13 protein-coding genes are annotated in these 13,374 nt (G+C 50.2%); 4 read left to right on the forward strand and 9 right to left on the reverse strand.

Annotated features, from left to right (window positions below; genetic code table 11):
* Nucleotides 1-17: 17 nt before the first annotated feature.
* Entirely contained in the window at nucleotides 18-368 is a 351-nt protein-coding gene (gene rplS / locus AC1EKE_RS05470) for a 50S ribosomal protein L19 (protein WP_296164266.1), read from the reverse strand.
* Nucleotides 369-877: 509 nt separating this feature from the next.
* Here rplS and AC1EKE_RS05475 point away from each other — a divergent pair.
* Entirely contained in the window at nucleotides 878-2,065 is a 1,188-nt protein-coding gene (locus tag AC1EKE_RS05475; RefSeq protein ID WP_480308587.1) for an AIR synthase-related protein, read from the forward strand.
* A complete protein-coding gene (gene prfA, locus AC1EKE_RS05480) occupies nucleotides 2,062-3,144 on the forward strand; it encodes a peptide chain release factor 1 (RefSeq protein WP_480308588.1) in 1,083 nt (360 codons plus the stop codon). Before AC1EKE_RS05475 ends, prfA begins: the two co-directional genes overlap by 4 nt.
* 199 nt (nucleotides 3,145-3,343) lie before the next feature.
* Here prfA and AC1EKE_RS05485 read toward each other — a convergent pair whose 3' ends face one another.
* The 4 genes from AC1EKE_RS05485 to AC1EKE_RS05500 form a co-directional block, all read right to left on the reverse strand.
* On the reverse strand, nucleotides 3,344-4,630 hold the full coding sequence (locus AC1EKE_RS05485; protein ID WP_480308589.1) for a DegT/DnrJ/EryC1/StrS family aminotransferase: 1,287 nt from the start codon (nucleotides 4,628-4,630) through the stop codon (nucleotides 3,344-3,346).
* 84 nt (nucleotides 4,631-4,714) lie between these two features.
* Complete coding sequence (locus AC1EKE_RS05490) at nucleotides 4,715-5,230, reverse strand: hypothetical protein (RefSeq protein ID WP_480308590.1); 516 nt, start codon at nucleotides 5,228-5,230, stop codon at nucleotides 4,715-4,717.
* Entirely contained in the window at nucleotides 5,208-6,416 is a 1,209-nt protein-coding gene (locus AC1EKE_RS05495) for an AAA family ATPase (protein ID WP_480308591.1), read from the reverse strand. Before AC1EKE_RS05495 ends, AC1EKE_RS05490 begins: the two co-directional genes overlap by 23 nt.
* Nucleotides 6,417-6,459: 43 nt before the next feature.
* Nucleotides 6,460-7,509 (reverse strand): hypothetical protein, encoded by a 1,050-nt coding sequence (locus AC1EKE_RS05500; RefSeq protein WP_480308592.1) that lies wholly within the window; start codon nucleotides 7,507-7,509, stop codon nucleotides 6,460-6,462.
* 1,016 nt (nucleotides 7,510-8,525) lie between these two features.
* On the opposite strand from AC1EKE_RS05500, the gene AC1EKE_RS05505 reads away from it, so the two are divergent.
* Nucleotides 8,526-9,110, forward strand: coding sequence for a S1 family peptidase (locus AC1EKE_RS05505; RefSeq protein WP_480308593.1), 585 nt, complete (start codon nucleotides 8,526-8,528; stop codon nucleotides 9,108-9,110).
* Nucleotides 9,110-9,580: a hypothetical protein gene (locus AC1EKE_RS05510; protein WP_480308594.1), complete on the forward strand. Its 471-nt coding sequence runs from the start codon at nucleotides 9,110-9,112 to the stop codon at nucleotides 9,578-9,580. The genes AC1EKE_RS05505 and AC1EKE_RS05510 overlap by 1 nt, the downstream gene beginning before the upstream one ends.
* 303 nt (nucleotides 9,581-9,883) lie before the next feature.
* Here AC1EKE_RS05510 and AC1EKE_RS05515 read toward each other — a convergent pair whose 3' ends face one another.
* Genes AC1EKE_RS05515 through AC1EKE_RS05530 form a run of 4 tightly spaced genes read right to left on the reverse strand, consistent with a single transcriptional unit; the run spans nucleotide 9,884 to nucleotide 13,374 of the window.
* On the reverse strand, nucleotides 9,884-10,465 hold the full coding sequence (locus AC1EKE_RS05515; RefSeq protein ID WP_480308595.1) for a sugar transferase: 582 nt from the start codon (nucleotides 10,463-10,465) through the stop codon (nucleotides 9,884-9,886).
* Nucleotides 10,466-10,470: 5 nt separating this feature from the next.
* On the reverse strand, nucleotides 10,471-11,418 hold the full coding sequence (locus AC1EKE_RS05520) for a DUF3644 domain-containing protein (protein WP_480308596.1): 948 nt from the start codon (nucleotides 11,416-11,418) through the stop codon (nucleotides 10,471-10,473).
* A gap of 40 nt (nucleotides 11,419-11,458) precedes the next feature.
* A complete protein-coding gene (locus AC1EKE_RS05525; protein ID WP_480308597.1) occupies nucleotides 11,459-12,460 on the reverse strand; it encodes a glycosyltransferase family 2 protein in 1,002 nt (333 codons plus the stop codon).
* Nucleotides 12,457-13,374 (reverse strand): ATP-grasp fold amidoligase family protein, encoded by a 918-nt coding sequence (locus AC1EKE_RS05530; RefSeq protein ID WP_480308598.1) that lies wholly within the window; start codon nucleotides 13,372-13,374, stop codon nucleotides 12,457-12,459. Before AC1EKE_RS05530 ends, AC1EKE_RS05525 begins: the two co-directional genes overlap by 4 nt.

A 13,374-nucleotide genomic window follows, 5' to 3' on the forward strand; every position in this document is an offset into this window, starting at 1 on the left:
GTACAGTAAACTTTATATCAGAAGGAACGACGCTCCTTGATACGAGCACTCTTACCGCGACGATTGCGGAGGTAGTACAGCTTGGCACGGCGGACGTGACCCACGCGATGTACCTCGATGCTGTCGATGAAGGGAGAGTTCATCGGGAAGATACGCTCTACACCGATGCCATTGGAGATCTTACGCACGGTGAAGCGCTTATTGGCGCCCTCACCGGAGATGCGGATCACGTCACCCTTGAAGACCTGGATACGCGTCTTGTCACCCTCGGTAATGCGATAGTTGACGGAGATCGTATCACCGCTCTTGAATGCGGGAAGCTCCCTCTCGGTAGCAAACTCCTGCTCGACTGCCTTAATTAAGTCCATGTCAGAAAATGTAGCTTTATGAATTAGTCAAATCACTAAACGCAGCATTCGTGAGCCACATATATCTCTCACCAGAGGCTACGCAAAGCGGTGCAAAGGTACCCCCTTTTTGTCGTATTCCCTAATCCTCACCTGCCTATCCCCTCTCCCCCACCCTCGCGCGACAGCGTACCCCTGCTCTGTGGCGTGATGATTTGATTTCATCCGCTAAAGAGTTACCTTTGTGGGAGGAAGAGTCAAGAGAGTCTTCCATTGCACCCATACCTACTCTTTACCCATAATGGCAAAGTATCCCCCTGTGCAGGGAGTCCGTAGGTGGCGATGAGATCACCCATCCCTGTGTGACCGGTGACACCACCGACCCAGGAGAGGTCACGGAGCAGGTCAGAGCCTCGCGAGGATGGCTATCCTCGTCGCCCGGCTACACAGCCTGATCCTCTGCATCCGGTACTACTACCACGCGGGGCATCTCCTTCGCCATAAAGACAGTAAGAAGTAATAAGGAAATCATGAGCATGACCAACGTCAATCCCAACGAACTCTACCGCCGCCGGGGCGTCTCCGCCGATAAGGAAGATGTCCACGCAGCGATCAAGAATATAGACAAAGGGCTTTACCCACAGGCCTTCTGCAAGATCATGCCCGACATCATGGGCGGTGACCCGGACTACTGCAATCTCATGCACGCTGATGGTGCCGGGACGAAGAGCTCTCTCGCCTACCTCTACTGGCGCGAGACGGGCGACCTCTCTGTCTGGCGTGGCATCTCGCAGGACTCCATCGTGATGAATCTCGATGACCTCCTCTGCGTCGGTGCCACGCAGGGGCTCCTCCACTCCTCCACCATCGGGCGCAATAGCCGGCTCATCCCCGGCGAGGTGATCAGCGCGCTGATCAATGGCACGGACGAGCTCCTCGAGCAACTCCGTGACCTCGGCGTCGGGATCTACAATACCGGTGGCGAGACCGCTGATGTGGGCGACCTCGTCCGCACGGTGATCGTCGACAGCACCGTCTCCTGCCGTATGAGGCGCGATGAGGTCATCGATGCTGCCCGCATCTCTGCCGGAGATGTCATCGTGGGGCTCGCCTCATTTGGGCAGGCGACCTACGAGACCGCTTACAATGGTGGCATGGGGAGCAATGGTCTCACATCCGCCCGGCATGATGTCTTTGCCCATCACTATGCAGAGAAGTATCCCGAGTCCTACGATGACTGCCTTCCCGACGACGTGGTCTACGTCGGCTCGCGCAGCCTCACCGACCGCGTCGAGGGGCTTGACATTGACTACGGACACTTAGTTCTTGCACCCACACGCACCTACGCACCGGTGCTGGTGGAACTGCTTCGTGAGCTACGTCCGCAGATCCACGGGCTCATCCACTGCACCGGGGGGGCGCAGACCAAGGTGCTGCATTTTGTGGAGGGGAAAAAGATCATCAAGGACAACCTCTTCGACCTGCCCCCACTCTTCGACACCATCCTCCGCGATGGCAAGACCCCCGCGAGGGAGATGTATAAGGTCTTCAATATGGGACACCGGATGGAGGTCTACCTGCCTGAGCAGTACGCGGCCGAGGTGATCGACGTAGCCCGCCACTTCAATATTGACGCACAGGTCATCGGACGGGTTGAGGATGCCGCTGAGAGCGAGGTGGTGATCGAGAGCAGTCTCGGCAACTTCGAGTACCGATGATGGGCCTGTCGGAGCAGTTGGCTCCTCTGCGTGCGAAGTTTCGCGAGGTAACCATCCGTATGACCGACCCCGAGGTAATCGGGGATCAGAAGCTCTTCCGCAAGCTGAGTTTGGAGTACAAGGACCTCAAGGAGATCGACGACAAGGCGGAGCAGTATGAGTCGCTCCTCGGGCAGCGAGATGAGGACGAGAAGCTCATCACCGCCGGGGAGGATGCCGAGCTGACCGATCTCGCCCGGGAGGATCTCCAGGCAATCGAGGAGCAGCTGCCCGAGCTGGAGCAGGAGCTGAGGATGCTCCTCCTCCCTAAGGATGAGGACGACTCGCGCGACGTGATCATGGAGATCCGCGCCGGCACCGGTGGTGACGAGGCGGCACTCTTCGCCGGGGATCTCTTCAAGATGTATCAGAAATACTGCGCTGAGCAGGGCTGGAGCTGCCACGTCACGTCGATGAACGAGGGGACGATGGGCGGCTTCAAGTCAGTCATCTTCACCGTCGAGGGAGAGAAAGTCTACAGCCGGCTCAAGTACGAGAGCGGCGTCCACCGCGTCCAGCGAATACCGGTGACCGAGTCGCAGGGACGCATACAGACCTCCGCTGCTACCGTCGCCGTACTGCCACAAGCAGACGAGGTGGACGTGGAGCTGAGGAGTGAGGACATACGCACCGACATCTTCTGCGCCTCCGGTCCCGGTGGCCAGGGGGTCAATACCACCTACTCCGCCGTCCGGCTGACCCATCTCCCCACAGGCATCGTGGTGCAGTCGCAGGACGAGCGCTCCCAGCGGCAGAATATGGCTAAGGCGATGGAGGAGCTCCGCACCCGCATCTACAATCAGGAGCGGGAGCGACAAGAGGCAGAGCGCGCCTCCGAGCGGCGCTCCCTCATCTCCACCGGTGACCGATCCGAGAAGATCCGGACCTACAACTTTCCCCAGAGCCGCGTCACGGACCACCGCATCGGACTATCGATCCACGACATAGACAGCGTCCTCGATGGCGGTATCGATCCATTCATCCAGGCCCTCACCACGGAGGACAACCTTGAGCGTATGAAGGGCAGCCCCAGCGCCTAATTAAGGCCCCCAGCCAGTCTAGTCCCTATGGGCCGCGGTGAGACCATTCGGCACAGGCTAAGCCCTTTTTGTTTCCACAGGGTGGATTACTGCAGCGCTCTCGCACCAGTCCCACTCTTCTCTGTACAATACACCGCACCCAAGCTCCTCCTCTGAGGCTCGAGTGCGGTGTATTATATTAGGACGTCAGAGGCGTTACTTACGCCTTGATCGCCTCGCGGATACAGTCGACGATATAGTGGACATCATCGTCTGAGACATACGGACCTGCCGGGAGACAGAAGCCGACCCGGAAGAGTTCCTCCTCCACCCCATCGGTGTAGACGGGAGCATCCTCATAGACAGGTTGCTTATGCATCGGCTTCCAGAGGGGGCGGCACTCCACCTTCTTCTCCAGCATAAAGGCACGGAGAGCCTCCACATTGGCATTAGGCTGGCAGTCGGTCGTTGCCGACTCCACCTGATGGATCACCCCAGCAGCGCCACCAACAGCGGTTTTGATCACCTGCTGGTACGCATTCTCCTGTCCCTTGACCCGAACCTCAGGCTCGATCGTGGCAGCGCAGAGCCAGAAGTTGGCATCATACCGCTTGTCCTCCGGCTGACGGTGCATCACAATCCCCGGCACGTCTGCGAGTAGCTCCTCATAGAGCGCCTGCACGTGCTTGTGATGAGCGAGGTGGTCACCCAGCACCGTCATCTGTCCGCGACCGATACCGGCACACACATTGGAGAGGCGATAGTTGTACCCGATGGCGGTATGGTGGTAGTAGGGATAGGCATCACGCGCCTGGGTGGCATACCACATGATTTCCGTCGCATCTGCCTCCGAGCGGCAGATCAGTGCTCCTCCGCCCGAGGTGGTGATCATCTTATTTCCATTGAAGGAGAGGACGCCAAATTTCCCGAAGGTTCCCAGCACCTGGCCATCAAAGCGGGAGCCCATACCCTCAGCAGCATCCTCCACCACGGGGATACCGTACTTATCCGCTATCGCCATGATCTCATCGATCCGGTAGGGCATACCATAGAGCGCTACGGGGACGATCGCCTTAGGGTAACGCCCGGTCTGCTCCTTACGGTCAAGGATCGCCCTCTCCAGCAGAGCCGGATCCATATTCCAGGTCTCCCGCTCCGAGCCGACAAAGATAGGCTTGGCACCCAGGTAGGTGATCGGGTGCGAGGAGGCGCAGAAGGTGAAGCTCTGCACCAGCACCTCGTCGCCGGGACCCACACCGCAGCCGATCAGCGCCAGGTGAACCGCTGCTGTACCTGCAGACAGGCAGACCACATGCCGATCCAGTGGAGCCGAGTCGTCCGACTTGCTGTTGACAAACGCCTCTAAGTCCTTCTCAAAGGCATTCACATTCGGGCCCATCGGCACCACCCAATTGGTGTCAAAGGCCTCCTTCACATACTTCTGCTCCAGCCCCTCCTCACTCATGTGAGCGAGGCAGAGGTAGATCATCTTTCTCTCTTCCGTCATACTATATTCTACACTTAAGTCTCAATTATTCTCCTCTAACTCACATCCGTTTACTTCATTGACATACAAAACAAGACTGTTAAGTCAAACAACCGTGATGGCTTGCTGTATATACAATCGGACTGACGTTTCATTTCTAAACCTTTGCATAACCTCTTTATGAGAGTATGCAAAATGTGGATGGCGATTATTGCAGAGGTAAGCTTCGCATCGAGTGAACCCTATAGATTTAATGCTAGCCATAGATGCATTAATCGTCCGCTTCAGTTGCTCGATACCCTGTTGGATCCAATCTTTTCTCCCCCCTTTAAGCTCTATAAAAACGAGCTGAGCATTAGCGAGGTGCTCATAGAGTATACCATCGCATAGAGCATCCATCTCAACATTGTGATCCACCGGTACGAATTGCAGGGTCTTGCGTGAGGCATTATGAACGATCGCATTCCAGCTGTCATCCCCCACTGTTGTCGTATAAGCTCTACGGAGTTCCTTTGCAGGGGCATTAGAGTCACCATCATTAACGCCAAAGAGATCCTCCGAGCGAGGTTCTTCCACCAGTAGCTCAGGATCAAAGATATCAATTGCTCCGTCCTGTTTCATCTTCGATATCCATTAAGTCATCATATAAGTCATTTGTCTCTGACAGAGCGAGATTCAGGAAGTTGCTGTCTGTTGGTATCCCATCATAGGTCTCTAGATTCCTTATGTCACCATCCTTTGTAATCTCATAGATAGACAGATCTTGAGAGGCAAGGCGACTCTCTGCAGGGATGATGTCATCAACCTTTGAGACATCGTCATATGCAGAGAGACTCTCAGCCACCTGATACGCCTTCACGCATATTGAGAGATAATTGATGACGTAAGGGCTGTGTGTAGTCATCACCAGTCCGCTACCTTTGTTACGCTTCCTGTCCTTAAGCAGCGATAGAAGGATTTCCTTCTGTGAGTGTGGGTACAGGTTTTGCTCAGGCTCTTCTACGACACTCCAAAGACATCTAGGCGCAATAATTTTAGATAGATCCTCTATTATGATCGTCTTCAGGTGCTCAGAGATAGTGTTATCATTTTGGATGCGGTCAATCCTCTTCCGCAAGGAGGTGCGCTCCTCTGCACTCAAGGTCTCTGTTTTATTTTTTGAAATACCGGCGGAGAGAGAGTTTGAGACCAAGAGCAATGGTAATAATGACTGAAACCCACTAGCTGCCTTATGGACCCTAACCCTACTCGTACCCTTAACAATGTAGGTTATCTTATTCTGCTTGCTATACTCTATAGCAAATCCATCCAAGAGCGGGAAGGGGCTCTTCAAGCCTCCGAGAGCTTTTATATACTCTTCCTGTAAAGTCACAAGAGCGGGAGGAAGGTTTCTAACCCTGTCCGCTTGCTCAATGGAAACCATAAAGTTACGCTCTGCAGGGAAGTACATTACTTTAGGAAGCAGGTACTCCGTATGGCCACTTTTTCTGCTTACGTGGAGCCTCTCATCCACATACTCGAGGGTGTAAGCATCTCCATCATAGTTGATATAGGTATCTGCTCTGAAGAAGTCTTCTATCTGATGATAGGCACAGAGCATTTTACGGAACATTCTGTTTTGAGTGTAAAACTTTTCCGACACCTCTTGTTTTACGATTGACTTTTCAAGCCAAATACAAGAGGAGAGTACCTTCGCAATAGTGCTCTTTCCACTCCCTTGAGGACCGCAAAAAACGGTCACAGGAGTGATCACCATTATGCCTGTATTCTTGACCGGACCAAGGTTTTTAATTGTTAAGTGTATCATAAGCCGTTAGCATATGAATGTTGCAGCCCCACTACCGAAGTGCTTAAGCCTCATCCGTTGTCTCACGCCCGGCTGTGGGGCGAGACTCACGCGATAGCGCTCTTCCAGTCAGCGCAGAGGAGTCTATGGCACGGAGCGCAATGTCTCGGACCGTCTCCTCCGAGGTAGAGACCTTTAGTCCCGCCTCCCGGAGCTGTGCCTCCATCTCCCCGATCTTCTGCTGCAGTAATTCGATCTGCTGATCCTTCAGCCGTAGCTGACCCTCAGTCTCCTTCTTGGCTAAGTCAAAAGCAAAGCGATGCTCCCTCTCGAGGCGCTCCTCAGTGGCCTTGATCGCCCTACTCTCCACCTCTTGCATACGGGTATCTAAGCTCTCTGACAGACGGCGCAGCCCCTCCAGCTCTCCCTCAGCCTCTGCAAGCACCCGCTCCCGCTCAGCAGCAGTCCGCTCAAAGTCTTGGCGACGCTCCGCCAGCTCTCGCTCATCAGCGTCCAGTTGCTCCCTGAAGGCATCCTCCTCCTTACGTCGCCTCTGACTCGTGGTGTACTCATACTCATCCTCCTCACGCTTTCGGAGAAGTGCAGCAGTCGCCTTCTCCTGCTTGACGGAGTCCTTGTACTGCTCTTGCTCACGCTGCCACGCCTCGCGTGTCTCATCGATCTCTCGCTCCAGCTTGGTCCGGATCTCATCCAGCTCTCGCAGAGCCTCTTCCTTCTGCTTTTTCTGCGCCAGGATGAGTGTCGAGAGCGAGTCGGCATTGCTCTGAATGGCATAGAGATCCTCTATCCAAGCCTCCTTGATCTTGATCGTCTCATCAAGCGTCCTAAGCTTATCAAAGCCCTCCCTAAGCTGAGACTGGAGGAGAGCTACAGAGCGCTCAAAGCCACCCATAATATCCCGGGCAAACTTATCCATCTCCTCAGCGGAGAGAGCCTCAGCCTGAGCGACGACCTTATTTTGCTCAATCCGCTTCTGCTCCTCCCTCGGGTTCTCTAAGCTCTTCGTCTGCACCTCTGCCAGCAACGCCTGATAGGCCTCCAGCATCTCCTTCTTCGTATTGGACATACTGATCTGTGCTCTCTCCTCACTCATATCGTTATCTTATCTGATGGTTTGTCTACTCTGATATCACCACAAATATAATGAAATCAGGGGTCATGCCCCACGTCATAATCAATGCTACAAGAGATTGACTCCTATGTTAAGAATAGGAGAAACCATGCCCCCCTATGTGAGAGCTACTAACTCTATCAAGCTTTCTCTTCCGGCTGCAAAGATATCACCCCCGCACGCCCCGATTGTCTCGTATCTGCACTTAGGTGTAATTACTGCGTCTTTATGGTCAAAAAACAGAGGAGTACTCAGTAAGCTTTTATACTATATGCGTGAGGTTTTGAGCTTTACAGCTAAGATGTGACTAGCCCTCTCTCTGTACAATCCCATAGCCTGATCCCTCTCTCGATGCTCCCGGTCGCTGATCCCGGAAGGGACAGCAGCTCGCTCACAGAACCACTTGGTCCACACCCATCTCATAATTTGCAAGCATTATCCTACCCTTCTCAGTGGCACGATACGCCTGACTGGGATTGGTCGGGCTTTCATATATAGGCTCTAACAACCCATCCCTGAGTAGAATTCGGATGTTATTCTGGCGAATATGCTGCTCTGATCTTTTCGTCAGCAGAGCTATACGCTCAATAGTCATCGCCTCTACAGAACAGAGTTTTAGAACAGCAAAGAGCAACTGCCTTCTGGATGACCTTCGTCCCAAGTTAGTCACCAGCGTCAAGATTTCTTCAGGAAGCTTATTCTCTAAGCTATCGCCCTTATTCTCTAAGCTATCGCTCTTATTCTCTAAGCTACCGCTCTTATTCTCTAAGCTATCGCCCTTATTCTCTATGCTACCGCCCTTATTCTCTATGCTACCGCCCTTATTCTTTTATTTTTCTTTTGGCTATAGGCACCACTTAAGAGATCCCCCGGAATTATGATTATATTTGTGAAGCAAACTACAACAATAGCGAATTTCTCCAGAAAATATGATAGCCGACTATACCCAATTAACCCGAGTAGTAGGGTACTATGACAGAAGTCGAGATATTGTTATCATGTTAGGAACTGGTTTTATTGTCTCTAACGATGGAAAACTCGCGACCGCCAGGCATGTCATTGGCAATCACACCAACGACATAGTCATTATGAATCCTCACTTGTGGGACATAAATAGTTATCAGGACATGACTGAACTTAAGTGCCAGTGTGATATTGCTACTGTTGTCGAAGTCAACCCCCTAACAGATCTTTGCATCCTAAAGATTGACCTCCGTGTTATAGGTCCTTTACCTTCACTAGTATCATTGGATAACGTATGCATAGGAGAGAGAGTAGGAATATACGGATTTCCACACTGCGTCTTAGGGATGAGAGTACTCACCTATCAAGAGGCGGATGTTGGTGCGAAGATACTTATGGAGACGAATTCTGTAAAAATAAAGCATGCAATACTCAATATCCAGACAAGACCAGGACAATCGGGGTCCGTTGTAATCAATAGATTATCCGGTACAATAGTTGGCTTGCTCATCGGCACGTATGCCGCTGCCTCAGGGATAGATATCGGGGGCATCAATCCTCAGGAACTGAATCAGACATCCTATTGCATTTCGGCACAATATATACGGGAGATGATATAATGGAAGTTGAGACATTATCTCAAGACGTGTGGTTTAGTATCTTAAAGCCATACCAGAGAAAATACATTGAGCAGTTGGTTCAAACCTACGGGGAAGAAAAAACAGCCGAGATATGGTTGACCACAGGGGGATCGCTTCAAACAGCAAGATTCGGTGGAGAAAATGATTCATATGGAGACCGAAAGGATTATTGGCGAAGATTTAAAATAGAGTTTGATAAGTTCATATGTGGTCATCCGGACTACTCAGAAGCACGCAAGAAAGCAAGCCAACAAGCAGGAAGTATTGGATTAATAGCAATCCCTATTATTTCGAGTGAAATTGCTGCATCTGTCGGCATTAGTCACGTCATCATTGTTCCAGCCGTAGTCCTGCTACTTGACGTAGCTTCAAAAGTAGGAGTCAGAGCCTATTGTGCTAATAAGCGCTTTACTGATAAGAGTGATGCTGATCAGCTTGACACAAGATAGACCCCATTCTTGAATTGATGGCACTGAAGAACCGAGGCTAACACCAAATTCGTTGGGTAGACTTACTGAGGTTATAGACAAATCTTAGCGCATCAGCAGCTCGATCCATATACCGACTGCAAAGATACCACCCCCGCACACCCCGGTTGTCTCTTATCTGCACTTAGGGGCAAATTCAGTGCTAATACAGCCACTGATTGTTAATATGGTGTGTCTTCTCACACAGGCAAGGTAATGCATAGAAAGTGGAATCAACGGGGGTAGTAGTACCACGACTATGACTCATCTCCATCGCTGAGTTGCTCAACCAAAGATGGTCTGAAGGATATACCGGATGTCCTTCCGGAAAGACCAGTTGTAGTAGTACTCCTTATTGATGCGAACCTTGTCCGGGAAGATCACGGTGTCGTTGTAGGCCTGAGGGTCATCAACCCCGGCAAGGAGCTCCTCTTCGTTGCGATACTTTAGGGATGCCGGGCCGGTGATTCCCGGACGTAGCTTCAGTATCACCCGATCCTCACCCACAAGTTTGTCTGCATATCCGGGCACATCTGGTCGGGGACCCACGAAGCTCATGTCTCCTACCAGCACATTCCACAGCTCCGGAAGCTCATCCAGCTTGTACTTACGGAGTTTGGCTCCAAGCGGGGTAATGCGAGATTCCCCGGCAACAGAGACACTACTACCACCATGAGTCACACTCATACTGCGAAACTTCACCATCGTGAAGAGCTTGCCATCCTTCCCTACTCTCTTCTGTCTAAAGAGTACCGGTCCTCCTGGCATCTTTAGCCGAATCAAGATCGCCACGACAAGTAGCACGGGACTCAGCACAATCAGCCCCACAAGCGACATTACACGATCAAATAACCACTTCGCCCACATAGTTGTTACCGCTTTACCTTCTGAAAGTATTTATCCAGTACACTCCAGACGGAAGTCGAATAAAACTCTTTTTTGGACGATTTCGGGTTATCAGGGTCTAAGAAACGCTTATAGCATAATTGAGGAGACTGCTTCACTACTTTCATCGCACTATTGAACGTCTTGCCTTGTTTGTAATTTGAATATCTCTTCTTGCACCCTTCCACCACAGCCTTGTAGCTCCAAGGATATGTGATCTTTATATTTTCTGGGGATAAGGTTATAGGGAGTCCATCCTTTGATCTAACGACCTTTATGGCATCAAAAGAATTCCCTTTTTTGAAGCTTACATCGATAGACATCGCTACCTTATAACCAGAGTCGTCTGTCTTCCTGAGTTGTTGCTGGATAAAGTCTATAAAATTGGTTTCTTCTTGGGTGAATTGAGTATCTACCAGTTTATTTCCATCTACGTAAGCTAAAGGCATTAAGTAGAGGTTATAACGATCAAGTCGGGCATTCACATTCCATTCTTTGAGCAAATCGATGTAATTCTTGATACAGGCAAACCCCAGTTCTTGAATCTGCTTTGTCAGAGAGGATTCATTGACAAAGTGAATTGCATTGTCTCTTAATTCAATTAGGGCTTCAATATTTGACTTGATAGGATTTGGAAATTGACCGTTTGAAGATAGTTTATTCATCGCCTCCACAATGGAAATAACCATAGGATTGCCCGTCCTGTTACGCTCTATGCTTTTTCGCTTTGACGAAGAGCCATCTTTTTTCTTGTCGTACTTCAAACAATATATTGAATTCATCCTGTAGTTGTTCTGCTTCAGAATTTGTGCCTTGAGAAGCAACTCCCAACTATTTACAGCTAGGATCGCAAATGTCTCTTCTCTATAATGAAAGTCTGGCTTATTATACAGTTCAATGGCTGATATCATACTACTGATAGACTTATCAATCATAGCCTTATATGTACGATTTACTCTCATAGAAAAAACGCTTTTACCTATTAGCTTCGGCGACGAAAGATCGGGCGAAGAGGAGGCGCAGGATACCATCTATGTAGCCAATACCATAGTTGATATGGATGACGGGATAGATGCAGAGTAGCCACAGGGCGACCTTTGGCTTGGATATATATTGGAGGGAAGCCACAATATCTATCAGCAAGTAGAGGAGCAACGGGATAGCGAACCAAAGGGTTAACTTCGGCAGGATGACACTCAGAACCACAAAGAGGATTAGGTAGAGCACAAAAAAGAGAGGTACCATACGCCTCAGAGAGGAGAACTGTACTAATTTTTTATCTACCAATGGATTGAAGAGCCCATACTGATAAAACATCCGCCCACACTTCTTCACCGTGGGGCGTGCATAGTAGTCAATTAGCAGGTCGGGGAGCAAGAAGATACGCCCCCCATGCTGCTTGAGGCGAGAATTCAGCTCGTTGTCTTGATTACGTATCAACTCCTCGTCATAGCCCCCTATCTTATCAAAGACCTCTCGACGATAGCACCCGAAGGGGACTGTGTCTACCTCCTTAATTTCTTTGGCTCCCACACGAAACTCTGAGTTGCCCATACCGAACTTAGAGCTGAGGGCGATAGCGATAGCCTCCGCCTTGGGGGTATCATTGGCCGGAAGCGTCTTACAGACACCTCCCACATTATCGGCCTCAGGATGAGCCTCCATAAATTGGACAAGCCGGCTGAAGTAGTCATTCGGATAAACGCAGTGTACATCCAGCCGGATGATATAGACTCCTTGAGCCGCCTCGATCCCGATATTCATAGAGACGGGCACTATCTTCCGAGGATTATGCAGGAGCTTTACTTGAGGGAACTTCTCTCGGATGATCTCTGCAGTGCGATCTTGGCTATTGCCATCTACCACGATTACCTCTAATAGCTCCTGAGGGTAATCCTGCTGATAGACTGAGTTGAGACAATCCTCTATGAAACGCTCTTCGTTGTATGCGGGGATGACTATGGATATCTGCTTCATATACTGGGGTAGTTGAGATTAACTCGAGAGCCCATATCTTGCAAAGCCTTTGGTGTATAATAGAGCATCATTCCTCCTAGAGAAGTAAAAGTCAATTCTCCGAAATAGACTTGCCCGTTTATATCGTACAAGTCCACTCTCACTTCCGGGAAAGGTTTAGAGAGCTTCTCTGCAATTTCTATCATCTCGGTGAGATTTTCAGGACGAGGTAACAGCTCTCCTGCCGGATAGTCTCTTGAAGGGATTAAAGCGTCCTCTAGTCTATTCCAATTCAAGTCGTAAGCGCCTAAGGCCACGGAATTGTTAGAGCGATCCGAGCAGGTCAGAATGGAGTGAGGCCTACCATTGAAACACCAAATCTTATAGTCAACAAGACCACCTGAATTAGACTCCAACAATTTTTCAGCAAGGACTCTGGGTGGAATATCTCGATACTGAGGCTCTGCAGCTAAAGCTCCGATGTTTCTTTCAGAGAGCCATTTTTCAGACCGCTGCTTAATCTCTTCAAGATTTGCAGACTCCTTATCTTTTACAACGAGGAAACTCCCTTTCCCGTCACCATTGTTTGCTTTGAGGATAAAGCTCTTTGGCAAATTCGACAATGAAATGTCAGATGACTTATCCCACACCCCATACAAGGGAACGAGAATATCTTCTAGTCCACAATCTTTGATGTATTCACGTACTCTATACTTGTCAGCTAAGCGAGTCCATTCTTTTGTATCCGCATAGAGTTTCAGATATAGAATCTTTTCATTTAGATCTTTCGGATTTTTCAGATTTGGCAGTCGTCCAAAGCGCACCAAGTAGCGGAGTTTGATTAGAAATACCGGATGATGTATTCCTAGGTACTCCGTAAACTTTATCAACGGATAAAGTATCTTAGAAGCCGTTTTGCTTGTCGTTATATGCAT

It is taken from the genome of Porphyromonas sp. C0041D3, assembly GCF_056590575.1.

What these genes read in the sequence shown, in the direction of transcription:
- AC1EKE_RS05520 (WP_480308596.1), bottom strand. Translation starts at nt 11,418, where the DNA reads ATGATTGATAAGTCTATCAGTAGTATGATATCAGCCATTGAACTGTAT.
- AC1EKE_RS05495 (WP_480308591.1), bottom strand. Translation starts at nt 6,416, where the DNA reads ATGATACACTTAACAATTAAAAACCTTGGTCCGGTCAAGAATACAGGC.
- AC1EKE_RS05475 (WP_480308587.1), top strand. Translation starts at nt 878, where the DNA reads ATGAGCATGACCAACGTCAATCCCAACGAACTCTACCGCCGCCGGGGC.
- prfA (WP_480308588.1), top strand. Translation starts at nt 2,062, where the DNA reads ATGATGGGCCTGTCGGAGCAGTTGGCTCCTCTGCGTGCGAAGTTTCGC.
- rplS (WP_296164266.1), bottom strand. Translation starts at nt 368, where the DNA reads ATGGACTTAATTAAGGCAGTCGAGCAGGAGTTTGCTACCGAGAGGGAG.
- AC1EKE_RS05500 (WP_480308592.1), bottom strand. Translation starts at nt 7,509, where the DNA reads ATGAGTGAGGAGAGAGCACAGATCAGTATGTCCAATACGAAGAAGGAG.
- AC1EKE_RS05525 (WP_480308597.1), bottom strand. Translation starts at nt 12,460, where the DNA reads ATGAAGCAGATATCCATAGTCATCCCCGCATACAACGAAGAGCGTTTC.
- AC1EKE_RS05485 (WP_480308589.1), bottom strand. Translation starts at nt 4,630, where the DNA reads ATGACGGAAGAGAGAAAGATGATCTACCTCTGCCTCGCTCACATGAGT.
- AC1EKE_RS05510 (WP_480308594.1), top strand. Translation starts at nt 9,110, where the DNA reads ATGGAAGTTGAGACATTATCTCAAGACGTGTGGTTTAGTATCTTAAAG.
- AC1EKE_RS05515 (WP_480308595.1), bottom strand. Translation starts at nt 10,465, where the DNA reads ATGTGGGCGAAGTGGTTATTTGATCGTGTAATGTCGCTTGTGGGGCTG.
- AC1EKE_RS05530 (WP_480308598.1), bottom strand. Translation starts at nt 13,374, where the DNA reads ATGCATATAACGACAAGCAAAACGGCTTCTAAGATACTTTATCCGTTG.
- AC1EKE_RS05490 (WP_480308590.1), bottom strand. Translation starts at nt 5,230, where the DNA reads ATGAAACAGGACGGAGCAATTGATATCTTTGATCCTGAGCTACTGGTG.
- AC1EKE_RS05505 (WP_480308593.1), top strand. Translation starts at nt 8,526, where the DNA reads ATGTTAGGAACTGGTTTTATTGTCTCTAACGATGGAAAACTCGCGACC.